This window comes from Duganella sp. P38, from assembly GCF_050859475.1.
In the GTDB taxonomy this organism is placed as follows: domain Bacteria; phylum Pseudomonadota; class Gammaproteobacteria; order Burkholderiales; family Burkholderiaceae_D; genus Rugamonas.
This window is the reverse complement of the sequence record NZ_CP193936.1, coordinates 3,259,557-3,285,501: the sequence shown is the minus strand read 5'-3', so window position 1 is coordinate 3,285,501 and position 25,945 is coordinate 3,259,557. Positions and strand designations below refer to the sequence as shown.

The 25,945-nt window shown below is 64.6% G+C and carries 26 protein-coding genes and 1 pseudogene; 14 read left to right on the top strand and 13 right to left on the bottom strand.

Translation table 11 applies throughout. The annotated features are described in order from the left end of the window. Positions 1–79: 79 nt before the first annotated feature. Positions 80–727, bottom strand: a complete 648-nt coding sequence (locus ACRQ5J_RS15265; protein ID WP_432377737.1) for a hypothetical protein — start codon at positions 725–727, stop codon at positions 80–82. On the opposite strand from ACRQ5J_RS15265, the gene ACRQ5J_RS15260 reads away from it, so the two are divergent. The 4 genes from ACRQ5J_RS15260 to ACRQ5J_RS15245 all read left to right on the top strand — a co-directional run bounded on the left by ACRQ5J_RS15260 (position 726) and on the right by ACRQ5J_RS15245 (position 4,455). Next, positions 726–1,415, top strand: coding sequence for a phenylacetate--CoA ligase family protein (locus ACRQ5J_RS15260; RefSeq protein ID WP_432377736.1), 690 nt, complete (start codon positions 726–728; stop codon positions 1,413–1,415). The genes ACRQ5J_RS15265 and ACRQ5J_RS15260 overlap by 2 nt on opposite strands. After that, complete coding sequence (locus ACRQ5J_RS15255) at positions 1,412–2,701, top strand: putative O-glycosylation ligase, exosortase A system-associated (RefSeq protein ID WP_432377735.1); 1,290 nt, start codon at positions 1,412–1,414, stop codon at positions 2,699–2,701. Before ACRQ5J_RS15260 ends, ACRQ5J_RS15255 begins: the two co-directional genes overlap by 4 nt. Next, positions 2,698–3,699 carry a polysaccharide deacetylase family protein gene (locus tag ACRQ5J_RS15250; protein ID WP_432377734.1) on the top strand — a complete coding sequence of 334 codons (1,002 nt, stop codon included), beginning with the start codon at positions 2,698–2,700 and terminating at the stop codon, positions 3,697–3,699. Before ACRQ5J_RS15255 ends, ACRQ5J_RS15250 begins: the two co-directional genes overlap by 4 nt. Positions 3,700–3,846: 147 nt before the next feature. Then, positions 3,847–4,455, top strand: a complete 609-nt coding sequence (locus ACRQ5J_RS15245) for a chemotaxis protein CheB (protein WP_432377733.1) — start codon at positions 3,847–3,849, stop codon at positions 4,453–4,455. A gap of 129 nt (positions 4,456–4,584) precedes the next feature. On the opposite strand, the gene ACRQ5J_RS15240 is transcribed toward ACRQ5J_RS15245, so the two are convergent. Beyond that, the gene (locus tag ACRQ5J_RS15240) at positions 4,585–5,163 is read right to left on the bottom strand and encodes a DUF2726 domain-containing protein (protein ID WP_432377732.1); all 579 of its coding nucleotides are present in this window, start codon (positions 5,161–5,163) and stop codon (positions 4,585–4,587) included. 120 nt (positions 5,164–5,283) lie between these two features. After that, the gene (locus ACRQ5J_RS15235; protein WP_432377731.1) at positions 5,284–6,453 is read right to left on the bottom strand and encodes a tyrosine-type recombinase/integrase; all 1,170 of its coding nucleotides are present in this window, start codon (positions 6,451–6,453) and stop codon (positions 5,284–5,286) included. A 200-nt stretch (positions 6,454–6,653) separates the two neighbouring features. Between ACRQ5J_RS15235 and ACRQ5J_RS15230 the strand changes: the two genes are divergently transcribed. The 5 genes from ACRQ5J_RS15230 (at position 6,654) to ACRQ5J_RS15210 (ending at position 13,443) form a co-directional block, all read left to right on the top strand. After that, positions 6,654–8,624: a peptidase U32 family protein gene (locus tag ACRQ5J_RS15230; RefSeq protein ID WP_432377730.1), complete on the top strand. Its 1,971-nt coding sequence runs from the start codon at positions 6,654–6,656 to the stop codon at positions 8,622–8,624. Between the two features lie 62 nt (positions 8,625–8,686). After that, positions 8,687–8,836 (top strand): hypothetical protein, encoded by a 150-nt coding sequence (locus ACRQ5J_RS15225; protein ID WP_432377729.1) that lies wholly within the window; start codon positions 8,687–8,689, stop codon positions 8,834–8,836. After that, positions 8,824–9,318 carry a response regulator transcription factor gene (locus ACRQ5J_RS15220; protein WP_432377728.1) on the top strand — a complete coding sequence of 165 codons (495 nt, stop codon included), beginning with the start codon at positions 8,824–8,826 and terminating at the stop codon, positions 9,316–9,318. The genes ACRQ5J_RS15225 and ACRQ5J_RS15220 overlap by 13 nt, the downstream gene beginning before the upstream one ends. A 19-nt stretch (positions 9,319–9,337) precedes the next feature. Beyond that, positions 9,338–9,940 (top strand): hypothetical protein, encoded by a 603-nt coding sequence (locus ACRQ5J_RS15215; RefSeq protein WP_432377727.1) that lies wholly within the window; start codon positions 9,338–9,340, stop codon positions 9,938–9,940. A 296-nt stretch (positions 9,941–10,236) separates the two neighbouring features. After that, positions 10,237–13,443, top strand: a complete 3,207-nt coding sequence (locus tag ACRQ5J_RS15210) for a di-heme oxidoredictase family protein (RefSeq protein ID WP_432377726.1) — start codon at positions 10,237–10,239, stop codon at positions 13,441–13,443. Here ACRQ5J_RS15210 and ACRQ5J_RS15205 read toward each other — a convergent pair. Beyond that, a complete protein-coding gene (locus ACRQ5J_RS15205; protein WP_432377725.1) occupies positions 13,417–13,671 on the bottom strand; it encodes a hypothetical protein in 255 nt (84 codons plus the stop codon). The two genes, ACRQ5J_RS15210 and ACRQ5J_RS15205, sit on opposite strands and share 27 nt — an antisense overlap. A gap of 58 nt (positions 13,672–13,729) precedes the next feature. Here ACRQ5J_RS15205 and ACRQ5J_RS15200 point away from each other — a divergent pair, with 58 nt between their 5' ends. Continuing rightward, positions 13,730–13,882 carry a hypothetical protein gene (locus ACRQ5J_RS15200; protein ID WP_432377724.1) on the top strand — a complete coding sequence of 51 codons (153 nt, stop codon included), beginning with the start codon at positions 13,730–13,732 and terminating at the stop codon, positions 13,880–13,882. A 107-nt stretch (positions 13,883–13,989) separates the two neighbouring features. Here ACRQ5J_RS15200 and ACRQ5J_RS15195 read toward each other — a convergent pair whose 3' ends face one another. Next, a complete protein-coding gene (locus tag ACRQ5J_RS15195) occupies positions 13,990–14,619 on the bottom strand; it encodes a 3-keto-disaccharide hydrolase (RefSeq protein WP_432377723.1) in 630 nt (209 codons plus the stop codon). Positions 14,620–14,631: 12 nt separating this feature from the next. Here ACRQ5J_RS15195 and ACRQ5J_RS15190 point away from each other — a divergent pair, with 12 nt between their 5' ends. Next, positions 14,632–15,546 carry an alpha/beta hydrolase gene (locus tag ACRQ5J_RS15190; protein ID WP_432377722.1) on the top strand — a complete coding sequence of 305 codons (915 nt, stop codon included), beginning with the start codon at positions 14,632–14,634 and terminating at the stop codon, positions 15,544–15,546. On the opposite strand, the gene ACRQ5J_RS15185 is transcribed toward ACRQ5J_RS15190, so the two are convergent. Both ACRQ5J_RS15185 and rhaI read right to left on the bottom strand, forming a co-directional pair. Beyond that, positions 15,534–15,854 (bottom strand): L-rhamnose mutarotase, encoded by a 321-nt coding sequence (locus ACRQ5J_RS15185; RefSeq protein ID WP_432377721.1) that lies wholly within the window; start codon positions 15,852–15,854, stop codon positions 15,534–15,536. The two genes, ACRQ5J_RS15190 and ACRQ5J_RS15185, sit on opposite strands and share 13 nt — an antisense overlap. Then, complete coding sequence (gene rhaI / locus ACRQ5J_RS15180; protein WP_432377720.1) at positions 15,851–17,146, bottom strand: L-rhamnose catabolism isomerase; 1,296 nt, start codon at positions 17,144–17,146, stop codon at positions 15,851–15,853. Before rhaI ends, ACRQ5J_RS15185 begins: the two co-directional genes overlap by 4 nt. A gap of 381 nt (positions 17,147–17,527) precedes the next feature. On the opposite strand from rhaI, the gene ACRQ5J_RS15175 reads away from it, so the two are divergent. The 3 genes and pseudogenes from ACRQ5J_RS15175 to ACRQ5J_RS15165 all read left to right on the top strand — a co-directional run bounded on the left by ACRQ5J_RS15175 (position 17,528) and on the right by ACRQ5J_RS15165 (position 21,233). Then, positions 17,528–18,397: a DeoR/GlpR family DNA-binding transcription regulator gene (locus tag ACRQ5J_RS15175; protein WP_432377719.1), complete on the top strand. Its 870-nt coding sequence runs from the start codon at positions 17,528–17,530 to the stop codon at positions 18,395–18,397. Beyond that, positions 18,394–19,400: pseudogene (gene rhaS / locus ACRQ5J_RS15170) on the top strand (rhamnose ABC transporter substrate-binding protein). Before ACRQ5J_RS15175 ends, rhaS begins: the two are co-directional and overlap by 4 nt. A gap of 174 nt (positions 19,401–19,574) precedes the next feature. Beyond that, positions 19,575–21,233 carry an FAD-dependent oxidoreductase gene (locus ACRQ5J_RS15165; protein WP_432383658.1) on the top strand — a complete coding sequence of 553 codons (1,659 nt, stop codon included), beginning with the start codon at positions 19,575–19,577 and terminating at the stop codon, positions 21,231–21,233. A gap of 3 nt (positions 21,234–21,236) precedes the next feature. Here the strand turns inward: ACRQ5J_RS15165 and ACRQ5J_RS15160 are convergent, their stop codons facing one another. The 6 genes from ACRQ5J_RS15160 to ACRQ5J_RS15135 form a co-directional block, all read right to left on the bottom strand. Further along, positions 21,237–21,524: an RNA-binding protein gene (locus tag ACRQ5J_RS15160; RefSeq protein WP_432377718.1), complete on the bottom strand. Its 288-nt coding sequence runs from the start codon at positions 21,522–21,524 to the stop codon at positions 21,237–21,239. 13 nt (positions 21,525–21,537) lie between these two features. Continuing rightward, the gene (gene fabI / locus ACRQ5J_RS15155; RefSeq protein ID WP_432377717.1) at positions 21,538–22,314 is read right to left on the bottom strand and encodes an enoyl-ACP reductase FabI; all 777 of its coding nucleotides are present in this window, start codon (positions 22,312–22,314) and stop codon (positions 21,538–21,540) included. Then, a complete protein-coding gene (locus ACRQ5J_RS15150; protein WP_432377716.1) occupies positions 22,311–23,504 on the bottom strand; it encodes an acetate/propionate family kinase in 1,194 nt (397 codons plus the stop codon). The genes fabI and ACRQ5J_RS15150 overlap by 4 nt, the downstream gene beginning before the upstream one ends. Further along, positions 23,494–24,450 (bottom strand): phosphate acetyltransferase, encoded by a 957-nt coding sequence (locus tag ACRQ5J_RS15145; protein ID WP_432377715.1) that lies wholly within the window; start codon positions 24,448–24,450, stop codon positions 23,494–23,496. Before ACRQ5J_RS15145 ends, ACRQ5J_RS15150 begins: the two co-directional genes overlap by 11 nt. Before the next feature lie 84 nt (positions 24,451–24,534). After that, the gene (locus ACRQ5J_RS15140; RefSeq protein WP_432377714.1) at positions 24,535–24,711 is read right to left on the bottom strand and encodes a hypothetical protein; all 177 of its coding nucleotides are present in this window, start codon (positions 24,709–24,711) and stop codon (positions 24,535–24,537) included. Beyond that, on the bottom strand, positions 24,708–25,889 hold the full coding sequence (locus ACRQ5J_RS15135) for a PepSY-associated TM helix domain-containing protein (protein WP_432377713.1): 1,182 nt from the start codon (positions 25,887–25,889) through the stop codon (positions 24,708–24,710). Before ACRQ5J_RS15135 ends, ACRQ5J_RS15140 begins: the two co-directional genes overlap by 4 nt. Positions 25,890–25,945: the final 56 nt, after the last annotated feature.

Below are 25,945 nucleotides of genomic sequence, written 5' to 3'. Positions count from 1 at the left end.
GCCGCTGCCGCCCGACGCCGCGCCGACGCCGCCCCGGCGCGGCCTTTACACTACGCTGGTGGCGGAACTGTTGTTCCCGCTACAGGAACGCCTGAAGCACCACACGACCGTGGCGGCGCGGCGCGAGATGGAGCAGAGCCAGTTCTGGAGCGCCTCGCGGCTGCGCACGCTGCAATTGTCGCGCCTGCGCCGGTTGCTGCTGCGCGCGCAGACGCGCGTGCCGTACTACCGCGAGCTGTTCGCCAGCCTGGACTTCGACCCGCTGCGTGACGCCACCTCGCTTGACGTCCTGTCGCGCCTGCCGCTGCTGGACAAGCGCATCATCCGCGAGCAGGGTCAGCGCATGCAGGCAGACGACGCCGTCGGCCTGGCGCGCTTCAACACGGGCGGCTCCAGCGGCGAGCCGCTGATTTTCCAGCTGGGCCGGGAGCGCGTGAGCCACGACGTTGCCGCCAAGTGGCGCGCCACGCGCTGGTGGGGCGTGGACATCGGCGATCCGGAAATCGTGGTGTGGGGTTCGCCGATCGAGCTGGGCGCGCAGGACCGCGTGCGCGCCATCCGTGACAAGCTGATGCGCACAGAACTGCTGCCGGCCTTTGCCATGTCGCCCGAACGGCTGGACGGCTACCTGGCGCAGATCCGCGCGCGCCGGCCGCGCATGCTGTTCGGCTATCCGTCGTCGCTGTCGCACATCGCGCGCCACCGCGCAGCTGCGCGGCCAGCGCATGGACGATCTTGGCATCAAGGTGGCCTTCGTCACCTCCGAACGGCTGTACGACGCCCAGCGCGAGCTGATCGCGCAGGTGTTCGGCTGCCCGGTGGCCAACGGCTACGGCGGGCGCGACGCCGGCTTCATCGCCCACCAGTGCCCGCAGGGCGGCATGCACATCACCGCCGAGGACATCATCGTCGAAATCGTCGACGCCCACGGCCAGCCGCTGCCGGCCGGCGCCACCGGCGAGATCGTCGTCACCCATATGGCGACCGGCGATTTCCCCTTCATCCGCTACCGCACCGGCGATGTCGGCACGCTGTCGGCCAAGGCCTGCGCCTGCGGCCGCGGCCTGCCGGTGTTGCAGGACATCCAGGGCCGCAGCACCGATTTCCTGGTCGCGGCCGACGGCACCGTCATGCACGGCCTGGCGCTGATCTACATCCTGCGCGACCTGCCGGGCGTGAAGGCGTTCAAAATCGTGCAGGAAAGCCTGGCGCTGACAGCCGTGCAGGTGGTGCTGGAAACGCCGCTGACGGCGGCCTTGCGCAGCCACATCGAACACGGCGTGCGGGCGCGGCTGGGCGCGGCGGTCACGGTGCAGGTGGCGCAGGTGGACGCCATCGCCGCCGAAGCCTCCGGCAAATTCCGCTACGTGGTCAGCAAGGTCGACGCGGCGCGCCTGTACGGAGGCGCGCCATGAGGGACTTGCTGGTCACGCTGATGGTGTTTTTATCGCTGCCGCTGATTTTCAAGCGGCCGCCGTTCGGCGTGGTGATGTGGATCTGGATCAGCGTCATGAATCCGCACTCGCAGGGCTGGGGCTTCGCCCGTACCTTTCCGTTCGCCGCCGTCATCGCCGCCGTGATGGTGGTGTCGATGCTGGTCCACAAGGACCGCTACCGGCTGCCGCAGCATCCGGTGACGTGGGTGTTCCTGGCCTTCCTGGGCTGGATGAGCGTCACGGCCGTGTTCGCCATCCATCCGGACATCTTCGGTCCGCAGTGGGTCAAGGTCAACAAGATCTTCGGCATGACGGTGGTGGTCATGATGCTGATCCGCACACGCCAGGAAATCGAATGGCTGATCTGGACCGTGGTGGTGTCGCTGGGCTTTTACGGCGTCAAGGGCGGCATCTTCACGCTGGCCACCGGCGGCGCTTTCCGCGTCTGGGGGCCGGAAGGCACTTTCATCGACGGCAACAACGAAATCGCGCTGGCGCTGGTGATGGTGATTCCGCTGATGTATTACACCAGCGGCCTGGTGCGGCCGCGCTGGGCGAAGGCGGCGCTGCTGCTGTCCATGCTGCTGTGTGCGCTGGCGGCGCTGGGCTCGTACTCGCGCGGCGCCGCGCTGGCCATCGGCGCGATGACGGCGGTGCTATGGCTCAAGAGCCGCAACAAGCTGTCGCTCGGGCTGCTGCTGGCGCTGTGCATCCCGTTCATGGTGCTGCTGATGCCGGAAGCGTGGCACGCACGCATCGACACCATCAACGATTACAAGGAAGACACATCGGCCATGGGCCGCATCAACGCCTGGCACATGGCCTTCAACCTGGCCAACCACCGGCCGTTCGGCGGCGGCTTTGAAATCTACGATCCCGAGGTGTTCGCGCTGTACGCCCCCGATCCGCTGGCCGTGCACGCCGCCCACAGCATTTATTTCCAGGTGCTGGGCGAACATGGCTGGGTCGGCCTGACGCTGTACCTGCTGCTCGGCGTGCTCACCTGGCGCAGCGGCAGCTGGGTGGTGCGCCAGGCGCGCGGCCAGCCGCAGCTGGACTGGGCGGTGCGGCTGGCCAATATGCTACAGGTCAGCCTGTGCGGCTTCGCGGTCGGCGGCGCCTTTCTCAGCCTGGCCTACTTCGACGTGCCATATTTCATCATGGCGGCAATGGTGGCGACGCGCCTGCTGGTGGCCCGTGAACTGGCCGCCGCGCTGCCGCGCCAGCCGGCCTGGCATACCGGCCCGGTGGCGGTGGCGTCATGAGGGCGGCGCGCCAACTGACGGCGCCGCCGGCTTTGCCGGGCGGCGCGCTGGGCAGGGCGGTGCTGCGCCTGGCCTCGCCGGGCGGCACGCGCGGCCTCAGCATCATGATCTACCACCGCGTGCTGGCCGCGCCCGATCCGCTGTTTCCCGGCGAAACCGACCGCGCCTCGTTCAGCCACCAGCTGGACCTGCTCAAATCAAGCTGCAATGTGCTGCCGCTGCTGGACGCGGTACGGCTGCTGAGGGAAGGGCGGTTGCCGCCGCGCGCGGCCTGCATCACCTTTGACGACGGCTACGCCGACAACGCCACCGAGGCGCTGCCCTTGCTGCTGCGCCACGGCCTGCACGCCACCTTTTTCGTCGCCACCGGCTTTCTCGATGGCGGCCGCATGTGGAATGACACCATCATCGAACTGGTGCGCAAAGCGCCCGCCGGCCAGCCGCTAGCCGCGGCTTCCCTGGGATTGCCGGTCCTGCCGCTGGATACGCTGGAGCAGCGCCGCGCGGCCATCTCCGCGCTGATTGGCAAGCTGAAGTATGTGCCGATGACGCAGCGCCTCGACCAGGTCGCTGCACTGGCGGCCCGCGCCGCCTATCCGCTGGCGGACGACCTGATGATGCGCAGCGAGCAGGTGGTGCAACTAAGCCGCGCCGGCATGCACATTGGCGCGCACACCGCCAATCACCCGATCCTGGCGGCGCTGCCGGCGCACGAGGCCGCCGACGAAATCGCCAGCGGCAAGCACACGCTGGAAACCCTGCTGGGCGAGAAACTCGCGCTATTTGCCTATCCCAACGGCAAACCCGGTACTGACTACCGGGCCGAACACGTCGACATTGTGCGCGAACTAGGCTTCGAGGGCGCGGTGTCCACCGCATGGGGAGGGCGCTGCACCGACCTGCTGCAATTGCCCCGTTTCACGCCCTGGGACCGCACATTGCCGCGCTTCCAGCTGCGGCTGGCGAGCAACCTCCTGCTGAAGGCTCAGCGCGAATAACTGCTTTTCACGGTGCGCCAACGCACAGAGGCGGTTTGCCTGAACTGCTATACTTAATGTGTTGCAGTAAGCAAGTAAGTGGCTTAACATTTCGCTGTGGCATTATTGAAAATGCGTAACAGAGAGCCGCGAGCTGGAGGGGTAAGCATGGATAAATTGGTAGTGATAGGGGCATCCGCCGGCGGCATCGACGCACTGGCGACCATATGCGCTGACCTGCCCGTTGATTTTCCAGCGCCGGTTCTCATCGTGACCCACGTTGGACCAGAGGGCAACGCCTTGCACGAGGTGCTGGCGCAGCGCTGCGTCCTGCCGGTCCGCTACGGCGAACACGGCCAATTGGCCAAGCCCTCTGAAATCGTGATCGCCGCCCCGGGGCGGCACTTGACCGTGGTGCGCGAGGGCGTCAACGCCGGGCTGCGCCTGGTTGATGAGCCGCATCCATATCTTCGCCCGCCAGCCATCAATCCGCTATTCCATTCTGCCGCCGAGGCGTTCGGCAAGGACGTCATCGGCGTTTTGCTGTCTGGCTTCCTCGATGACGGCGTGGAAGGACTGCGCCACATCCAGGCGCGCGGTGGTGTCATCATCGTGCAGGATCCGAGCGACGCCCAGGTGCCGGACATGCCAGCCAACGCCATTCGCGGCACCACACCCAATTCCATACTCCGCAGCGATTCGATCGCCCCCGCCCTGATTGCGCTGGCCGGCGCGCGCCACGAGGCGCCAGCTTGCGACGCCGCATTGCAAACCTGATTTACCATAACGCGTTACGTTTTTATTCCAGCACTGCGCGGTTCGGCAATGCGTCGTCGCTGCCGATGCCGCGCTGATGCTGCTGCCCGTCCGCAAGCGTTTGTTTTAAGTAACGCGTTACGCTAAATACTAAGCAGAGGTGAGGGCGCGCAATACGGCTTCGATATCGGCCTGAACCTGGCTGGCAGGCGGAATGTCGCGGTAGCGCAGCGTGCTGTAGCCGGCGTTGCGCAGCATGGCGTCGCGGTCGGCATCCTGCCGTCCGCGCAGGGCGTGGCTGTCGTCGTCCAGTTCGATAATCGCAATCGGCGTCAGGCGCCTGGAACAAATGACGAAATCGGCGTATTTCCGGTCAAAACGATTGCGGTCGGCGAACACCGGCGTATCGAGCAGCGACTGAAACGATACCTGGCTCAACACCGTGCATTCCGGCAGCGCCTCGGTCAGCAATAAATACATTTGTTCCTCGCGCGCGGTTAGCGGCCGTCGCGCAGTCAGCTTTAGTTCGGCAAGCGGAGCTGGCGTGTTCAGCTTGGGAAATGACATGGGTGGCGAGCGAGGCCGCCGCCGGCGCGCAGACTTGAAATAGCGATTCAGTCTGGCATTGATGAAGGCGAACACCGCAGCGGCAATAAAAATCGGCGGTGCGTACTTAAAGGCTTCCGCCAACATGGTCTGGAAGATGATGTCTGCATCTGGAAACGGCATCGGGCAGGGTCTATGAAAACGGTATGGCCGATTTTATTACGATTTCCCAAAAGAAATGCGAAAAGAAGGCCATCGCTCCAATACTCAATTTTACATAATATAAATTATGCGAAATTATGCTTATTCCTTTGCAGCGCCAGCGGAGGCCAGGATTTCATCGTGCCGCTCGTTGTCCGTCTTGTGCAGATATGCCGCTGTTGTGGCGATGCTGGCGTGGCCCGCTGTCTCTTGCAGCGTTTTGAGCTGCACACCGTTATTCGCGTGGTTGGTCAGCATGCTGTGACGCAGCCAGTGCGCCGACGCCTGCCGCAATGTCGATGCCGTGTCGGCGTCGCCCATGCCGTCGGCCGCCATCGCTGCGGCGGCAAAGATCGCCTTGAGCGCGTCCGACGCCGCTTCGTCCGTGATGCGCGCCAGCGCCTTGCCACGGCTCGACAACACCAGCGGCGTGTCGTCGCTGCGCACCGTGTGTGGCAGCAAGCCGTACGCGGCGCGGTATTGGCGGAACGCGGCCAGCATGTCCGGCGGCACCGGCAAACGGCGCGGCTTGTTGCCTTTGCCGAGCACGTCCAGCCACCAGCGCCCATTGCCTTCGGTGTAGAACGCGCCCATGTTGGCGCTGACGATTTCGTTCAGCCGCGCGCCGGTGTGAATATACGCGCTTAACAAGAAACGATCGCGCTCGCGGCGCCGTATGGCCGCTGGCGTCGGCGCCGCGCGCGCCGTGACCGTGTCGAGCGCGAGTCTGAGCGCGTCGTGCGTCAGGTAGCGCGTAATGCGGCTGGCGCTGGCGGTTTTGACGTGCTTGACCAGCGCCGCCGGATCGCGCCGCAGATAGCCGGTCTGCGCCGCGTAGGCAAACAGGCCCTTGACGGCGATCATCGCCTGCCGGCGGCTGGCGTCCGACAACGGCCCGGTGAACGGCCGGTAACGCGGATCGTTGCGCGGCCATTTGGTGGCCGACACCCAGTCCGGCGGCGGCGCTTTGAGGAATTCCTTGTAGCCGTTGAGGTCGGCGACATTGAGTTGGCGCAGCGTTTTACCGGCCTCCTCCCGGCACCAGGTTAAAAACCGGAACAGCTCTTTTTGAGTATTGGCCATCGATTTGGGGCCAAGTTCGCCGTGGCTGATGAATTCGCGGGCGATTTCACTGTCCGTGCGGGCGTCGGTAATGGCGTCCTCGGCGATACTGCGCAGGGCGTCCGGATCGCGCCAACGGCGCGCGTCAGCGCCGCCGGCCTGGGCAGGAAACGGGTCCAGATTGATGATCTCAAATTTCTTTTCCGGCATTATGGATGACGCAAACTTGTATAAATAATCAGGCAATTATACAGTATTTCATACAGTCTTTTACTCGACAATATAGATAGTAATGTCGATTAAATTGGCGCTGATTATTTAGCGTTACGCGTAACGGAAAGCATAGCTAAAAATGACTTAAGACGCTGATTTCGCTATAATTCCCGCCTTCATATGTAAGGAATGTCGTCATGACTCTGCTAGCCCACCAGCTTGAACTGCTGTCGCCCGCCAAGACCGCCGAAATCGGCCGCGAGGCGATTTTGCACGGCGCCGACGCCGTCTACATCGGCGGCCCGGCGTTTGGCGCGCGCCATAACGCCAGCAATTCAATCGAGGAAATCTCGCGCCTGGTGGAATTCGCGCACCGCTACCGCTCGCGCATCTTCGTCACGCTCAACACCATCCTGCACGACACCGAGCTGGACGCCGCGCGCAAGCAGATCTGGGACCTGTACAACGCCGGCGTCGATGCCCTCATCGTGCAGGACATGGGCCTGCTGGAAATGGACTTGCCGCCGATTCAGCTGCACGCCAGTACCCAGTGCGACATCCGCACCGCGGAAAAAGCCAGCTTCCTGGGCAACGTCGGCTTCTCGCAGCTGGTGCTGGCGCGCGAGCTGACCGTCGAGCAGATCAAGAAGATCCACGCCGCAGTCGATACGCCGCTGGAATACTTCATCCACGGCGCGCTGTGCGTGGCCTACTCCGGCCAGTGCTACATCTCGCACGCCGACACCGGCCGCAGCGCCAACCGCGGCGACTGCTCGCAGGCCTGCCGCCTGCCCTACACGCTGAGCGACAGCAAGGGCGGCGTGGTCGCCTATGAAAAACACCTGCTGTCGATGAAGGACAACGACCAGAGCGCCAACCTGGAAGCGCTGGTCGATGCCGGCATCCGCTCGTTCAAGATCGAGGGCCGCTACAAGGACATGGGCTATGTGAAGAACATCACCGCCCACTACCGCCTGCTGCTGGACGAGATCCTGGAGCGCCGCACCGAGTTCACGCGCGCCGCCAGCGGCCGCACCGACATTCTGTTCACGCCGGACGTCGACAAGACCTTCCACCGTGGCCACACCGATTACTTCGCCAACGGCCGGCTCGACAATATCGGCGCCTTCGACAGCCCGAAATACGTCGGCGTCGAACTGGGCACGGTGAGCCGCCTCGGCGCCGACCACTTCGACGTGGTGACCAACAGCGCCATGGCCAATGGCGACGGCCTGAACTATATGCACAAGCGCGAGGTGCACGGCATCCAGGCCAATGTGGTCAAAAAGCTCGACGAGCATGAAGACGGCCAGGTATGGCGCGTATTCCCGAATGAGCTGATGACCGCCCTACCCGGCCTCAAGGTCGGCTCGTCGATCAACCGCAACCGCGACCACCAATGGGAAGCGGCGTTGAACAAGAAGTCGTCCGAACGCAAGGTGGGCGTGCACCTGACGCTGAGCGAACAGCAAGGCGGCCTGCGCCTGTCGCTGTGCGACGAAGACGGCTTTGTCAGCGACACCGACGCCGCCATCGCCCTGCAGCCGGCGCAAAACGCCGAACAGGCGGACGCCTCGCTGCGCGGCAGCCTGGCCAAGCTGGGCAACACCATGTTCGTCGCCGACAGCGTTGAACTCAGGCTGTCGCAGCCATGGTTTGTGCCATCGGCCGCCATCAACGCGCTGCGCCGCGAGGCGATCGAGGCGCACGAGGCGATACGCCTGGCCCACTGGGACCGCCCGACCCGCAAGGCGGCGGCCGAACCGCCGGCCGTGTACCCGGAAACCCAGCTCAGCTACCTGGCCAACGTCTACAACGAAAAGGCGCGCGCCTTCTATCACAAGCATGGCGTGCAGCTGATCGCCGCCGCTTACGAGGCGCACGAGGAACCGGGCGAGGTGCCGCTGATGATCACCAAGCACTGCCTGCGCTTCTCCTTCAACCTGTGTCCGAAGCAGGCCAAGGGCGTGCAAGGCGTGCAAGGCCAGGTACGTGCCGAGCCGATGACGCTGGTGAGCGGCGACGAAACCTACACGCTGCGCTTCGATTGCAAGCCATGCGAAATGCACGTGGTGGGCGCGATGAAGCCGGGCATCCTGAAGTCGCTGCCGCCGTCCAACATTCCTTACAGCCCGCTGGTGTTCCACCGCCAGCGTCCGCGCGCTTAAGCCGCGCAAGTTTGCGCTGAACGGCATCGCGCGCGCGTCCATGGCAGGAAAATACCCAGGCCATGGACGCGTACAACAAACTGCTGCTCGATCTCTATCACGCCGCCCGGGTATTGCCGGCCGACGAGTTTCCCGCTGTCCTGATGACGCTTCTGAGCGCTGCGGTCGAGTTTGATTTCGGCCGCGCCAGCAGCAGCTGTTGCAGGCGCTGATGCCGCATGTGCAGGAGGCGCTGAAAATCAGCCGCCAGCTGGCTGCGCCCTCGCCCCGGCCGCCGGCGCACGGCGCGCTGCTGATCGCGCAAACCGACGGCGCGGTGCAGCACTGCAGCGCCGCCGCTCACCAACTGATGACCGGCGAGTGGCCGGATTGGCGCCCGCTGCGTCTGCCGCCGGCGCTGCTGGCCGTCTTGCGCGCCAGGGCTGACGGCGGATACAGCGGAAAGCGCATCGTGATCCGCTGCCAGCCACAGAAAACCTTGCTGTTCCTGCGCGTGGCGGCGCGCTCGGCCTTGTCGTCGCTGTCGCGCCGCGAGCTTCAGGTGGCCCGCTTGTACGCGCAAGGCCTGGGCGCGAAAGAAGTTGCCCGGTTGCTGGGGATCACGCCCGCGACCGCGCGCAATACATTGCAGAAAATCTACCTCAAGCTGGACGTGCATGACAAAGCCGCACTGGCAGTGATGCTGTACGCATGATGCATTTGCATCCTTTTCAGTGACACGTGGCGGCACGATACTGGACGTCAGCTACACGGTGATCGGCGGCAAACCGCTGGCCGGTGGAGACAAGCTGGTCGGCGGCGGCACGCAGACGCTGGCCTTCGACTACGATCCCGGCCAGCACTTCCTGGTCGCGTTTAACGCCATCGGCGACAGCAGCAAGGAAATGGGCAGTACCATCGTTGAACTGGAACGCGAGCGGCACTTTGAAATCCGCACAACCCAAAAGGAACTGAGCGCCACCTTCACTTGCGGCGCCGGCGGGTACAGCAGCAATGAGCGGAATCGGATCTCGACCGATGCGGTCTTCGTGGCGGATCAGGACTACTACCTGCGCTACGATACGCGCAAGGTGGTGCGCACCGAAGTGATCGGCGGCCCAGGTCTGCAAAGCTACGAGCTGGACTGGATTCGCGACCCCGACGCCGGGGCGCGGCCGCGCCGCGTCGTCGCGCATCCATATAATATGGTCGGCAATGACGACGATGAACAGGGCATCATCCAGGTCACCTGCTCCATCGTGGCCGAGCGTCAGTATCTGGTGGAAATCGTCCCGGAAAAACCGGCTGCCGCGCCGGCGCTGGCGGTGGCCGCATAGCCCACTTGAACGGCTTTCATCCGCCGCGCGGCAGCCACGCGCGGCATTCATCCAATTGTATGTTTTTGGTTGCATATTTGCCTAACTGGCTTGACAGGCAACACGGCTAACGCTATCGTCGAGATTTCCGTGTGGAAATATTTCTATGACCACGTCTGCCGGTCGAGGCGTGCGCGGTGAAAATTTTTTCTGTAGGAAAATGCGCGGCGCTCGCGGCATGACCGTGGGGCAAGCACTCAGACCAGCCAAAAGCCAAGGGGAAAGCGATGAAAAAACGGCCGTCTCAACGAGAATCGATGGAAACGTTTCACAGATTGAGGCTTACCGCCCTGCCACTCGCACTGAGCCTGGCTCTGGCTGCGTGTGGCGGTGGCGGCGGAGCGGACAATAACGCAGCATCCGCCAGCACGGCGAGGCTGCTCGGCAGTGTCAGCGTTTCCGCCGCAGAGCCGGAAGTGGCGCTGACGCCGGTGGCGGCCACGTCCAGCGGCTCCGAGCGCGGCGACCTGTCGGCCGCAGCCGCTGTCGACCACAACCAGAATACCCGTTGGGGCAGCCTGTTCACCGATGACCAGTACCTGACGCTGGACTTCGGCAGCCCACAGCCGATCAACCGCGTCCACATCGAGTGGGAAAACGCGCACGCGCTGCAATACCTGCTGCAAGTGTCCGACGACAACGCCAACTGGACCACCATCAAGACCGTCGACAACAGCGCCGGCGGCATCGAAGACTGGAGCGGACTGGGCGCGCAAGGTCGCTATCTGCGCGTGCAGGGCGTCAAGCGCTCGACCAACTACGGCTATTCGATCTTCGAAATCCAGGCCTATTCCGGCGGCTCGGCCGCCTCCCCTGCCGATCCGGGCACGCCGCCCGCCACCGATCCGGTCATTGTCGACCCGAGCAAGCCGGGCGTGGCGATCAAGCCCGTGCAGGCGACCTCGTCCAAGCTGGAAAATCCCGGCCAGTCGGCCGCCAACACCGTCGACGGCAAGACCAGCACGCGCTGGGCCAGCGCCTTCGAGGACGGCGCGTGGATTCAGTACGACTTCGGCGCCAAGACCCAGATCGGCTACATGAAACTGCTGTGGGAAAACTCGCACGGCAAGCAGTACAACCTGCTGGTGTCCGACAACGGCCAGGACTGGACGCAGATCCGCGCCGTCACCGACGGCAAAGGCGGCACGGAGGAATTCTTCAATCTCGGCGTCAATGCCCGCTTCATCCGCCTGCAAGGCGTGGCGCGCGCGACGCAGTATGGCTACTCGCTGTTCGAGGTCGAGTTCAAGACGCCGGGCAGCGACAACTCGCTGGCCAGCGCCACCACGTCGGCCCTGAAGTTCCCGGCCAGCGGCGCCGGCTGGGCGCCGTTGCCGGCGTCGGCCGAGCCGATCGAGTCGCTGCAATTCACGCTGGCCGACGGCACACTGGTGACGCGCTTCGGCGCGCGCGGCCTGGCCCGCCATGGCCGCGAACGGGGCGAGGAATGGAACGAAATCGGCTACGGCCCGAACGAAACCGTCGATCCGGTGACCGGCCTGGCGGTCGATAAAGGCCCGGGCAATTACCTGACCTTCGTGCCGCAATACTTCAAGAACCGCACCTGGGGCGTGGAGATCATCGACAACAGCCGCGTTGCCGGCGTGACCAAGCCGACGCTGACCGTGAACCAGTACACCACGGTGGACTTTCTCAGCGGCGGCATCGCCTTCTTCCGCGCCATCGACCGGCCGGGCGTGACCGGCTACGGCTGGATGGCGCCGGGGCAGTTGGTCGACGACAGCGTCAAGGTGTGCAAGCCGGTCGCGTACCCGGCCAATTACAAGCTGGCCGCCGCGAATGGCATCAACAGCGCCTGCACGCTGCAAGTGAAGAACTATCCGGGCATGACGGCGCTGGACGCCAATGGCTTCCCTATCGCCGGCAAGAACATCGACGCGCGGCCGCTGGTGCAGGGCGACGTGATCGAAGTATCGCCTTCGATGTTCTCGACCACCGAGTCGATGCAGGCCAAGGGCGACAACGGCGGCATCCGCTACTACTCGTATGAGTGGGTGTATGTCGTCGGCCAGGGCCTGAAACCGTGGTACGGCGTGCAGCCGCGCCTGAACTCCGTGCCGCTGCCGGCCGAGACGCTGTCCGGCGGCCAGGGTTCGGTCAGCTACAACTACGCCGACAACGCGTTGTTCATGTTCCAGCAGCCGCATACCCATATCGGCATGCAGAACATGCAGCGCTTTGTCGAAGGCCGGCGCCTGTTCCACACCAATTTCACCACCGGCGACCATAACGAGGCGGGCAACGACCGTTACGACGCGGCCGTCGGCCTGCAAGGCCAGCGCTTCAACCAGTCGTCGTGCTTCGCCTGCCACGTCAACAATGGGCGCAGCGTGGCGCCGGTTGCCGTCAACCAGAAGCTCGACAGCATGTCGGTGCGGGTGGCGGTCACCAACGCCGCCGGCCAGCAGCTGCCGCATCCGGCCTACGGCACCGCAGTGCAGATGAACGCCATCTCGGCCAGCGGCGCGCCGCAGAACTGGGGCACCGGCGTGCGCGTTGCCGGTTTCGAAAGCGTTACCCGGAAACTGGCCGATGGTACCGCGGTCGAACTGCGCAAGCCGAAACTGGCGTTTGAAGGGCCGACCCCGGATACCGTTTCGCTGCGCGCCGCGCAGCCGATCATCGGCGCAGGCCTGCTGGAAGCGGTGGCCGAAGCCGACATTCTGGCGCGCGCCAGCGGCACGCCGGACGTCGACGGCGTCAAAGGTGTGGCCAACTATGTCTACGATCCGGAATCGGGCGCGGTACGTCTGGGCCGTTTCGGCTGGAAGGCGTCGAAGGCGACGCTGCGCCAGCAGACCGCGTCGGCGCTGCTGCTGGACATGGCGGTGACGTCGCCGGTGTACCGCAATCGCTCGTGCAACGCCGACCCCGCCGGTTGCGCGTCGGCCGCCGCGCAAAAAGGCATATCGGAGGACGACCTGCAATCGCTGTCGCGCTACCTGGCGCTGGTGGCGGTGCCGGCGCAACGCAGCCTGTCGAGCGGCTTCCCGAAAGGCGTGGCGCCGATCGATGACCTGAACGTGGACCCGGCCAAAGTTGCCGCCGGCGCCAAGGTATTCCAGGGCATGCGCTGCGCCGCCTGCCACACGGTGGAGATGAAGACCGGTTCGGGCCATCTGTTCGCGGAGCTGCGCAACCAGACCATCCGGCCGTATTCGGACCTGCTGCTGCATGATATGGGCGATGGCTTGGCCGACAAGTTCGTCGAAGGACAGGCCAAGGGCAATATGTGGCGCACCGCGCCGCTGTGGGGCATCGGCTACACGGAAAAAGTCATGGGCAGCGCGGCCAAAGTCGGCTACCTGCACGACGGCCGGGCGCGCAACCTGACCGAGGCGATCATGTGGCACGATGGCGAGGCAGCCAAATCGCGCCAGCGCTTCGAGGCCTTGAGCAAAACCGACCGCGAAGCGTTACTCGCCTTCCTCCGATCCCTGTAAGGCACACCGGACGCCCAAAGCGCCCGGTTTTTTTGCAGGCGCGCGTTCGGCGGCTTTCTGCACCATGTCCCGGCAACGCGGATCAATGAAGACAATCGGGGAAATGCCGGAATCCGCAGGACCTGGCACTACGCCTGCAAGCAAGAGGACATCGATCCCAGGCAACCCGCGCGACTGCCGCTGCTCTTCGCGCTGGACGCGCGCCTCAATATCGTCAATGGGTTCCATTACACAACCGACTGCGGCGCAATCGCAGCCTCCGGCGCCGCGCAAAGCTTTCCATACTGTGCTGCGCATCTCGGCAGCACCGCCAGCGGTTGTGGCGGCGCTGGCTGCAGTGGCGCATGCGGCAGCGATGGCATCGGTGGCGGTGATGGATGTGGCGGAGGCTGTGGTGGAGGCTGCGGCAGTGGCGGCGATTGATCATAAAAATGATTAGATCGCGGCGGCCGTTGACAGAGTGGTAGCGATTCCAGATACTAGTCCTGCACTCCTTCCCTGCCGGCCAATTCTTCCCTCGTCTAATTGGCCGGCAGTCTTTTCTTGCTAGTCCAGCGGAGTCAGTACCACGTTGCGCAATTCATAGGGCGTGCCTTCGAGCTGGAAGCCGATCCGCCCTGAGGCAGGAGTTACATGCGTCACCCGATTCTGCGGCACGCCGTTCACCGTCACCTCCACCGTGCCATCGCGGCTGACGATGTCGCATTCATTCCACTCACCGACCGCCCGTTCGCTATCCGCGCCGACGCGGGCCTTGATGCGCGTGGCTGCACCGGGCGCGCTGGTCAGCGGCTCGGCGAAACCCGCGGCCGCCATCGGCAGCAGGTCGCCCGCGCTGCCGTTCTTGGTCTGCACTTGCAGGCTGACGGGCCAGACACGGTCGAACGTACCGGGACTGATATGCAGCAGCACACCGCCGTTACCCGGCTTGCCGCTCCAACGCCACTCCACGTGCAGCTTGTAGTTGCGGTAGTTTTCGGTAGTCGCCAGGAAGCCGGATGGCGCGCCGTCCGAGGCGACAACGCCGCCCGGCAGCACGCGGAAGGCATCGCCCGCCGCCGCAGACGGTGTGGTTTGCAGCGTCCAGCCGCTGAAATCGCGGCCATTAAACAGCTCAACCGCGTACGCCGATTGCGCGCACAAGGTTAATATCGCAGCACTCAACAACTTGTTCACCAGGCCTCCTCCATGAAAAAACTGCTTATCGTTTTGATGCTCGGCGCCGCCGGACTGGCCTCCGCCGCCAACAATGTCATCCCGCTGTGGCCCGAGGGCGTGCCGGGCAAGCGCAACATCGGCCCGGAAAACGTCGGCGGCGGCTACACTTCCAACGTCAGCGAAGCCACGCTGACCATGGTGGCGCCGGCGGTCGATCATCCCAACGGCACCGCCGTCATCATCTGCCCCGGCGGCGGCTACGTGCGCATGTCCACCGCCCGCGAAGGCGACCAGTATGCCAACTGGCTCGGCACTCTGGGGGTGACGGCGTTTGTACTCAAGTATCGCATGCAGGAATACGGCCATCCCGCGCCGTTGCAGGACGTGCTGCGCGCGGTGCGCACGCTGCGCTCGCGCGCGGCGGAATTCGGCATCCGCCCGGACCGCATCGGCGTCATGGGCAGCTCGGCCGGCGGCCATCTCGCGGCCAGCGCCGGCACGCTGTTCGACAGCCCGCTGGGCCGCACCGGCGCGCAAATCGATAGCGTCAGCGCGCGACCGGACTTCCTGATGCTGATGTACCCGGTCATCACCATGCAGGACCCGGCCGCCCACGCCGGCTCGCGCAAGGCGCTGCTGGGCGCCGCGCCCTCGGCGGAGAATCTGGCTCTGATGTCGCTGGAAAAGCAGGTCAGCGCCGCCACGCCGCCCACGCTGCTGATCCACACGCAGGAGGACACGGCGGTGCCGGTCGAGAACAGCATCCTGTTCTACCAGGCGCTGACCAAGGCCAAGGTGCCGGCCGAGATGTATTTGTTCGAGCATGGCGGTCATGGCATGGGCATGCGCGAAGGCCTCGGCACCTCGTCGCTGTGGCCGCGCCGCGCGGAGGAATGGCTGCGCGGCCGCGGCCTGCTCACGGCGGCTTCGGCTCAGGCGAAATGAAACACCTGCTTTAGCGGCCACTCGCGGGGCCGGTTGCCCGGCTCCACCAGCATCAGCTCCGCCATGCTGTCCCACCAGCGCTGCATGACGGGCTGCATCGGCAGCTGCCCGATCTTGTGATCGGGGCGCAGCTTGAGCACCGCAAACAGCGACAGCGTTTCCTCGTCCAGAAAAATCGAATAGTCGTAGATGCCGGCGTCGCTCAGCGCCTGGCCCAGCTCCGGCCACAGTTCATCGTGGCGGCGCTTGTACTCATCGACCACGCCGGGCTTGAGCTGCATGCGGAAAGCACGGATATCGGGGCTCATACGATGCCGCTCCCGCTGACGCCCGCCCTGGCCGGACGCGCCTCCGCCACATGCGCACGATAGCCGCTGGCGCGGTAGCACGCCACCGGATCGATGGCGCCGCCGGCGCGCAGCCGGGCCATCGCCAGGATCGCGCCGACATCGGTGCGGAAGGCCTGCTTCAGCGTCTGCGCCGATTGCAGCGCGTCATTGGCCTGCTGGTGCTGGCGCAGCGCCACGCGGTCCACCAGCTGCGATTGCACGAAAGCGCGCTGCACCTCGACCGCGCTGCTCATCAGGCTTTCGATCGGGTCGGTCACGTTATGCGACTGGTCCAGCATGTAGGCTGGCTTGAAGGCCGCGCCCTCGCGCTCCGCCGCGTCGGCCAGTTCGTTAAACACCAGGAACAGCTGGAACGGATTGATGCTGCCCGAATCCAGATCGTCGTCGCCATATTTGCTGTCGTTGAAGTGGAACCCACCCAGCTTGCCGAATTGCGCCAGCCGCGCCACGATCATTTCGATGTTCGTATTCGGCGCATGATGGCCCAGGTCCACCAGGCAGCGCGCCTTTTCGCCGAGCGCCTGCGCGCAGGCGAAGCTGGTGCCCCAGTCGGCGATGGTGGTGGCGTAGAAGGCCGGCTCGAACAGTTTGTGTTCGATGAACAGCAGCCAGTCCGCCGGCAGCGCGGCGTAGATGTCCCGCATGCTGTCCAGGTAGCGCTCCAGCGCGCCGCGCAGATTGTGCTGGCCGGGGAAGTTGGCGCCGTCGCCCACCCACACCGTCAGCGCCTTCGAGCCCAGCGCCCTGCCCAGCTCTATGCATTCGACGTTGTGCGCCACCGCCTGCGCGCGCGTGGCGGTGTCATTGGCGGTCAGACTGCCGTGCTTGTAGCTGTGCTGCTGGCCGGCCTGGTCCTGGAAAGTATTGGAATTGACGGCGTCGAAGTACAGGCCATGACTCTCCGCCTGCTGGCGCAGCGCCGCCGTGTCGGTGGTTTTATCCCACGGGAAGTGCAGCGAGACGCCCGGCGTGGCGCGCGTCAGCTGGTGAATGACAGCGCAGTCGTCCAGCTTTTCGAAGACGTTGCGCGGTTCGCCGCGCCCCGGAAAGCGTGCGAAGCGCGTGCCGCCGGTGCCGACGCCCCAACTGGGCAAGGCCACGGCAAAGGTTTGCGCCTGCGCCGTCAGGCGTTCGATGTCCAGGCCTCGGCGCGCCAGTATGCCGCCCAGCGCTTCGTAGTCCGCATGCAGGCTGGCGCGCAGCTGCGCGTTATGTTCGGCCACGCGGCCGTTGTCGATGATGGTGCTCATATTGTCCCCTTGTTTTTATCGTGTAAATGCGTCGCTGTTGAGGATACTACCGGTGCTCCTGGCCGCGTTGTCGCTGGCCAGGAGGTGCACCGCCTCCGCGATATCTTCCGGCAGCACGTTCAGTTTCAGCATGCTTTAGTCCACGCAGTAGAAAACAGCGGCTGGCGAGTGTCAATGCGGAAGCGATCAACATGCTGACCAAGTGCGAAATAATCACACCAATGATTAATCTATGAGCAGAAAACGCCAGGCATAACAAAACAATCAACTATTTGATCGCGAGATGATTGACGTGCGATTTAGAAGTGTTTAGCCTCTATCGTTAATAAACAGGCACACCGCAGCAATGACGGTAGTAGACCGATATAAAAGGAGACTGAAATGGTGAATCACAAGCGTCGCAAGCGTTTGCTGAAACTGCTTGCCGAACATAATACGGCCAGTGTGCCGCAACTGGTCGACTGGCTGAACGCCTCCCCCGCCACCGTGCGGCGCGATATCAGCTGGCTCGCCTCGCGCAGCCTGCTCACCCGGACCCGTGGCGGCGCCGCCAACCTTGAGCAGAAAAAGCGCGGCTTCCCGCTTTCCAGCGAAACCTTCCAGAACAACATCCAATGCCGCGCCGAGCATAAACGCGCCATCGCCCGCTACGCGGCCGGCATGTGCAACGACGGCGAAACCATCATCATCAACGGCGGCACCACCACCTTCATGATGGCCGAATTCCTCACCGACCATCACCTCAAGATCCTCACCAATTCCTTCCTGATGGCCGAGCGCCTGCTGATCTCCAGCGAGAACGAGATCATTGTCCCCGGCGGCCGCGTGTACCGCGAACAGAACGTCATCCTCAGCCCCTTCGACAACGACATCACCCAGCACCACTACGCCGCTAAGATGTTCATGAGCGTCAACGGCCTGTCGCTGCTTGGCCTGATGGAGGCCGACCCGCTGCTGATCCAGGCCGAGAAGCGACTGATATCGCAGGCCGAGGAACTGATCGTGCTGGCCGACAGCTCCAAGTTCACCAAGAAGGCGGGCCTGATCCTGTGCGGCTTGAACCGCGTATCCACCGTCATCACCGACACCGACGCCTCCGATTCGGCGGTGCAGCTGCTGGAACAGTCCGGGGTGCGGGTGGTCACGGTTAAACCGGAGTCGCTGCCGCAGCAAACCGCGCCATCGGTATTCAGCGCGCCGTATGGCTACGAGACGGCGATGGGTGCGTACCAGCTGGAGGCGGCCCATTGAAACTGCAGAAGCTCGTACTGGCGGCCGTTGCCGCCGGCCTGCTCGCGGCCATCGCCGGCTGCAAGGAAAAGGCGCCGGATCACATCCGCATCGCGATGGTGGTGAAAAGCCTGGGCAATGGCTTTTTTGACGCCGCCCACACCGGCGCCAAGGACGCCGCCAAGGAGCTGAAGAACGTCGAGATCATCTACACCGGCCCGACCACGCCCAGCGCCGAAGGCCAGATCGAGATCATCAACTCGCTGATCAGCCAGAAGGTCGACGCCATCGTCATCTCGGCCAACGATCCCAACGCGCTGGTGCCGATCGCAAAAAAGCCATGGGGCGCGGCATCAAGGTGGTGTCCTTCGACAGCGGCCTGGCCAAGGAGGGACGGCTGATGCAGCTGAATCCCTCCAACGCCGACCTGATTGGCTTGAAGCAGATCCAGATGGCGGCCGACGCCATCGGCGGCGCGGGCGACATCGCCATCCTGTCTGCATCGGCGCAGGCGACCAACCAGAATATCTGGATCGGCGTGATGAAGAAGGTGCTGGAGCAGCCGGAATTCAACAAGATGAAGCTGGTGTCGGTGGCCTATGGCGACGACCAGTCGGACAAGAGCTACCGCGAGGCCATCGGCCTGCTGCGCAGCTATCCGCAACTGAAGGCCATCATCGCCCCGACCACCGTGGGCATCAACGCCGCCAGCAAGGCGGTGGTGGATGAGCACCTGGTGGGCAAGGTGTTCGTCACCGGCCTTGGGCTGCCGTCCGAAATGGCGGGCCACGTCAAGAGCGGCGCGGTGCGCGAGTTCGCCATCTGGAATCCGATCGATCTGGGCTACGCTGCAACCTACGCGGCTTACGATTTCGTGAAAAAGCAGCCGGCAGCGCATGCCGGCGGCAGCATCAACGCCGGCCGCATGGGCACGATCGCCATCGACGCCAATGGCGAAGGCGCGATGGCGCCGCCGTTCACCTACAACAAGGGGAACGTCGACAAATTCTCCAAGATCTTCTAAGCCGGGCGCCCCATGACCGCTCGGCGGCCTGCTGCTGGCGTCCCCCGCCCTGCCACGGCTGCCGCGCGCCCCGGAAAGATAACGCGGTCGCACGGCACGAATACAAACAACAGTGGCTGAATGTCTTACTTTAGAATCTGGCGGAAGTTGAAACAATCGCGCTAGACTATGGCCATGGCCATCTACGACACCTTCAAAACCCGCACCGCGCAGGCGCTCCCCAAACTGACGGCGGCCGAGATCAGGCGCGTGCAGCGCTTTGCCAACCTGGTTTGCTACCGCGACGGCGAACGCCTGTTCGAAGCGGGCCACAGCAGCTTCGGCATGTACGTCGTGCTGAAGGGCCGCATCCGCATCAGCCGCCATGATGGCCTGGGCAACACCTCCGTCATCACCGAGCACACCGAAGGCGAATTCGCCGGCGAAATCAGCCAGCTGGCCGGTGCGCCATCGCTGGTCAACGGCCATGCGGTCGGCGCGGTCGAGGTGCTGGCGCTGACCACCGAATCGCTGCGCGCACTGTTGATCGCCGAGGCGGAGCTGGGCGAGCGCATAGTCCGCGCCTTCATCCTGCGCCGGGTCGAGCAGCTCGATAACAAGGACGGCGGCGTGGTGCTGGTGGCCACGCCCGGCCACGCGCGCATGCACGCGCTGCAGGGATGGTTGAACAGTAACGGCCTGCCGCACCGCGTGCTGGACCCGCGTACCGACGAACAGGCGCGCGCACTGGTCGAGCGCTTCAAGCCCGAGGCCCACGACTGGCCGCTGGCCGTGTGCCCGGATGGCGGCGTCAAAATGAATCCGACGGTGGTGGACCTTGGCCGCTGCCTCGGCACCCTGCCCGAGCTAAGCCCGGACGATATCTGGGACGTGATCGTGGTCGGCGCCGGCCCCGCCGGCCTGGCAACGGCGGTGTATGCGGCATCGGAAGGCTTGTCGGTGCTGGTGCTGGAAACGCGCGCCTATGGCGGCCAGGCGGCGGCCAGCGCGCGCATCGAGAACTACCTCGGCTTCCCGACCGGCATCTCGGGCGGCGCGCTGGCCGGACGTGCGTTCGTGCAGTCGCAGAAGTTCGGCGTCAAGATGGCGATTCCGGCGCCGGCCGGACGGCTGCTGTGCGATACCTATCCGCTGCAAGTGGAAATGTGCGGCAGCCTCACGCGGCTACAGGGCCGCACGGTGGTGCTATCGTGCGGCGCACGCTATCGCCGGCCGTCGCTGGCGAATCTCAGGCAGTTCGAGGGCAAAGGCGTGTATTACTGGGCATCGCCGATCGAGGCGGGCCTGTGCGGCAGCCAGGAAGTGATACTGGTCGGCGGCGGCAATTCGGCCGGACAGGCGGCGGTGTACCTGTCCAGCCACGCCGCCAAGGTGCACATCCTGATCCGCAAGGACAGCCTGGCGTCCACCATGTCCAGCTACCTGATCGAACGCATCGCCGCCACGCCCAATATCGAACTGCATGTGGAAACCGAGATCGTGGCGCTGGAAGGCTGTCCGGAGGAAGGCTTGCAGCAGGTGCGCGTGCGCGACAACCGCAGCGGCGTCGAGAAAGACTACGATATCTGCCGCGTCTTCCTGTTCATCGGCGCCGATCCGAACACCGGCTGGCTGGGCGACTGCGGCGTGGAGGTGGACGACAAGGGCTTCATCCTCACCGGCTACGATGCGCCCGGGCCGGCCGCATCGCGCGCAGGACTGGAAACCAGCGTTCCCGGCGTGTTCGCCATTGGCGATGTGCGCGCGCGCTCGACCAAGCGCGTGGCGGCTGCCGTGGGTGAAGGTGCGGCCGTGGTGTCGCAGATCCACGGCTTCCTGGCGTCGCGCGGCTAGGGTCTAGCGGAAGTTGATGCGGTGATGCGGCTCGATGTCGTGAAACACATCTTCCTGGTGCAGCGGGATATACAGATGCAGCTTTTTCCCGCGATGAAAAACGCCGCGTAGCTGGTTGCACACGTTCCATACCCGCTCATACGAATCGGCCACCTCGATTAGCGCCCAGGGATTATCATCCTCGCCCTGGCGGATCATGCTGACGTTCTTCACGTGAAAATACAGCGCCAGGTCCTCGGCGATGCTGACTTCGCAGGCATCGCCGTGCAGGCCGGATAAGATAACTTGCATTTTTCCGCTCCTCTCAAGCGATGATATTCAGGCCGCCGTCCACATAGACTGTGCTGCCGGTCAGCCGCTTCGCATACGGCGACGCCAGGTAGGCGCAGGTGTTGCCGACATCGATGATGTCGACCAGCTCTCCCAGCGGCGCACGGCTAACGGCCTCGCTCAGCAAATGGTCGAAGTCCTTCAGGCCGGACGCCGCGCGGGTTTGCAGCGGACCGGGAGAAATCGCATGAACGCGGATGTCGCGCGGGCCAAGTTCATAAGCCAGGTAGCGGCAGGATGCTTCCAGCGCCGCCTTCACCGGCCCCATGACATTGTAGTTGGGGACCACCTTATCGGCGCCGTGGTAGCTCATGGCGAACATGCTGCCGCCTTCCGTCATCAGGGGCGTGGCCAGTTTCGCCATGCGCACGAACGAGTGGCAGGACACGTCCATCGCTTGCAGGAAGCCGTCCAGCGAGCAATCCAAAAGCCCGCCTTGCAGGTCGGCCTTCGGCGCGAAGGCGATCGAATGCACGAGGATATCCAGCTTGCCCTGTCCCGCCAGCGTGGCGAATACCGCCTCCAGCTGGCCGGGCTGCATCACATCCAGCGGCAGCAGTTGCGCGTCGATCTGCTGCGCCAGCGGCGCCACATGCGGCAGCGCCTTCTCGTTCAGATACGTCAGCACCACGTCCGCGCCCAGCTTGCGGAAGGCCAGCGCGCAGCCCCAGGCGATCGAGTGCTCATTGGCGACGCCGACCACCAGCGCGCGCTTGCCGGTCAAAATGGGATAAATGGTTTCCGTGTTCATGCCGCCTCCACGACGTCCAGCGCATGCCGCGCGATCATCAGTTCTTCGTTGGCCGGCACCACCCACACGGCCACCTTGCTGTCCGCCTTGCTGATGCGGGCGATGCCGCGCGGGTTGGCGGCATTGGCGGCGGCGTCGAGCTGCACGCCCAGCCAGGCGGCGTCGCGGCAGACGGCGGCGCGCAGCGCCACGCTGTTTTCGCCTATGCCGCCGGAGAACACCAGCGCGTCCAGCCCGCCCAGCGCCGCCGCCAGCGAACCGAGTTCGCGGCCGATGCGATACACCATCAGGTCGATGGCGACTTTGGCGCGCGGATCGTCGCTCTGCTCCAGCGTGCGCATGTCGGACGAAATGCCGGATACGCCGAGCAGGCCGGATTGCTGGTACATCAGTTTCTGCACCGCTGCCACGTCCATGCCCAGTTCCTGCATCAGGTACAGGACCACGCCGGGATCGAGCGCGCCGCAGCGGGTGCCCATCGGCAGCCCGTCGACAGCGGTAAAGCCCATGGTGCTGGCCACGCTGCGGCCGGCGTCCATGGCGCACATGCTGGCGCCGTTGCCGAGGTGGGCGGCCACCACGCGCGCATGCGCCAGCCCGGGCTCCGCCTGCGGCAGCACGCTGGCGATGTATTCATAAGACAGCCCATGGAAACCGTAACGGCGCACGCCCAGGCCGGTGATATTGGACGGCAGCGCGAATTCCTGCGCCTCGGCCGGCTGGCCGACGTGGAAGGCGGTGTCGAAGCAGCCGATCTGCGGCACCTCCGGCGCCAGCGCCATGACCGAGCGCACCGGCGCCAGGTTGTGCGGCAGGTGCAGCGGCGCCAGCGGCACCAGCTTTTCCAGCTCGTCGATCAGCGCCGCGTCCAGCCGCTGCGGGCCGCTGTGGGCGACGCCGCCGTGCACAATGCGGTGGCCGACGGCGATCACGCGGTGGCCGTCCAGGTGCGACTGCGCGAAATCGATCAGGAAGCGCATGCCGCCTTCATGGTCCAGCGGGCCCTCGCGCCAATGGCGTTCGCCAACCACGCCGTCGCGCGCATCCTGGGCGATGAAGTGGGCCACGCCGCTGTACAGGTTTTCGATCTTGCCGCGCATGGTGAGAACCAGTGCGGGGCCGCTATACATCGAGAATTTGATGCTGGACGAACCAGCATTGATGACGATGACGCTATCGTTATCCTGCATGCGGCCAGCCTCCAAGAATACGGGAACCAGACAGTTTGCTGTGCGCGACCAGCACAGCCACCGCACACGACGCCAGCCGTGCCTGTACAGTATCGGCACGGCTGGTAAGGATGACCGGTACACGCGCACCCAGCACGATGCCGGCCGCGCTGGCGCCGGCCATGAAGCTCAGGCTCTTGGCCAGCATATTGCCGGCTTCGAGGTCCGGCGCCAGCAGCACATTGGCCTGCCCCGCCACCGGCGACACCAGGTGCTTGATGGCGGCCGCCTGCGGATCGATGGCGTTGTCCATCGCCAGCGGGCCGTCGAGCAGCGCGCCGGTGATCTGGCCGCGGTCGGCCATTTTGCACAGCGCGGCGGCGTCGATGGTGGACGGCATCTTGGCGCTGACTGTCTCCACCGCCGCCAGGATGGCGACTTTGACGGGATTGAAGCGCAACACATGCGCCAGGTCGATGGCGTTTTGCACGATGTCGACCTTGTCGGCCAGCGTCGGCACGATGTTGACGGCGGCGTCGGTGATGATGAGCGGCTCGGCGCGCTCCGGCACGTCCATGACAAAGCAGTGGCTCAGGCGGCGCGAGGTGCGCAGGCCGGTGGCGGTGGCCACCACGGCTCCCATCAGTTCATCGGTGTGCAGGCTGCCTTTCATCAGCGCAGTGGCAGCGCCTTCGTGCACCAGCTGGACGGCGCGCGCGGCCGACGCGTGACTGTGTTCGGTATCGACAATCGGCAGCGCCGAAATGTCCAGCCGGGCGGCGTCCGCCTCCTGGCGGATGCGCTCCACCGGGCCGACCAGGATCGGTTTGATCAATCCCATGCGCGCCGCGTCCAGCGCGCCTTCGAGCGCGCTGCGGTCGCATGGGTGCGCGACAGCGACGGTGGCCGGGCCGGCATGACGCGCTGCAGCGATCAGTCTGTCGTAGTGCGGGTGCGATCTTTCCATGCGAACTCCTCAGTAAAACGGCATGGAAATGATAACAACCGGGTCAAATAAAGCAATCGGAAATTGTGCGTTGCATCAAGAAATTTATTGTTTCTTCTGACGCAAGCCGAACCACAGGCACAGCACCACCGGCACGCCCAGCGCCACTGCGGAAACGTGGTCCCACAGGCCGTCGCCCAGCAATGCGGAGATCAGGCCGATCAGGGTCAGGACGGCCAGCGCAATCGGCGCGCCCCACATGCGCATGAATGGGCCGTTCATCGTGCATCTCCCTCGGTAGCCAGCGCCGGTGCGCCCAGTTCATCGCTGGCCGCGGGCGCCGTCGACGCCGTCGCCGCCGTGCGTGCCGGGGCTGGCGCGCCGCGCTTCAGCCACAGGTACACGCCGCTGCCCAGCACGAAGATGGTAATCACATCGAGCGCCGCCCACAGGAATTGCATCCACGCGCCGCCGTAGTCGCCAAAGTGCAGCGGCTGCGAGATCAGCAGACCGGTCAGATACCACGGCAGGTTGCGGCGGTCGGTGATTTCGGTGGTCTGGGCATCGACCAGTACCGGCTTGTACAGGCGCGAGCTGAACGCCTCGTTGCCGCGCATGAAGATGCCGTAATGGTGGGCGCTGGTGAACGGCGTTCCCGGGAAGGCGACAAAGCCGATCTTCATGCCCGGCTCGGCGGCCACCGCATTATCCAGCGACTTTTGCATCGATCCCAGCGTGGTCGGCGGCGGCAGGCCCTTGTATGGCGCAACCATTTCGGCCATCTCGGTGTACTGCCAATACTTCAGCAACAGGTCGGCCCAGGTATTGATCATGCCGGTGGCGCCGACTACCAGGGCCCACGTCAGCGTGACGATGCCCAGCATATTGTGCAGGTCCAGCCACTTGACGCGCGGACCGCGCTCGCGCCGTACCTCGCCGAAGTCCAGCTTGCGCATGAATGGCGCGTACAGCACCACGCCGGAGATAATCGCAATCACCAGCAGCAGGCCCATCAAGCCGAGGAACAGCTTGCCCCACAGGCCGGCGTACAGGTCCACGTGCAGGTGGAACATCACGCCGAGGAAGGTGCCCTCGAAGCTGGGCTCGCCTAGCACCTTGGCGGTGCGCGCATCCACGGCGATGGACTTGAATTTTTCGTCGGTCGGGTGATCGCCGAGCGTCACGTACCAGATCGCCGGCTCGTCCGCTTCCTGCGACAAGTACATCGGCATCTTGTTCGGATACAGCGCCTTGCCGGCGGCAATCACATCGTCCATGCTGGCGGCAGGCGTGCTGGCCGGCATTTCCGGCGCCTCGATGGCGTTGCCCAGCGCGTGATCGATCTCGTGATGATAAATCAGCGGCAAGCCGGTAATGCAAAGCAACAGCATGAATATGGTGCAGACCAGGCTGCTCCATTTATGTATCCATGCCCAGCGGCGGACGTTGTTCGGTGTCATTTTATTATCCAGGTTACTGAACTGAGACTGCCATGATAATGCAAATTACTCTCATT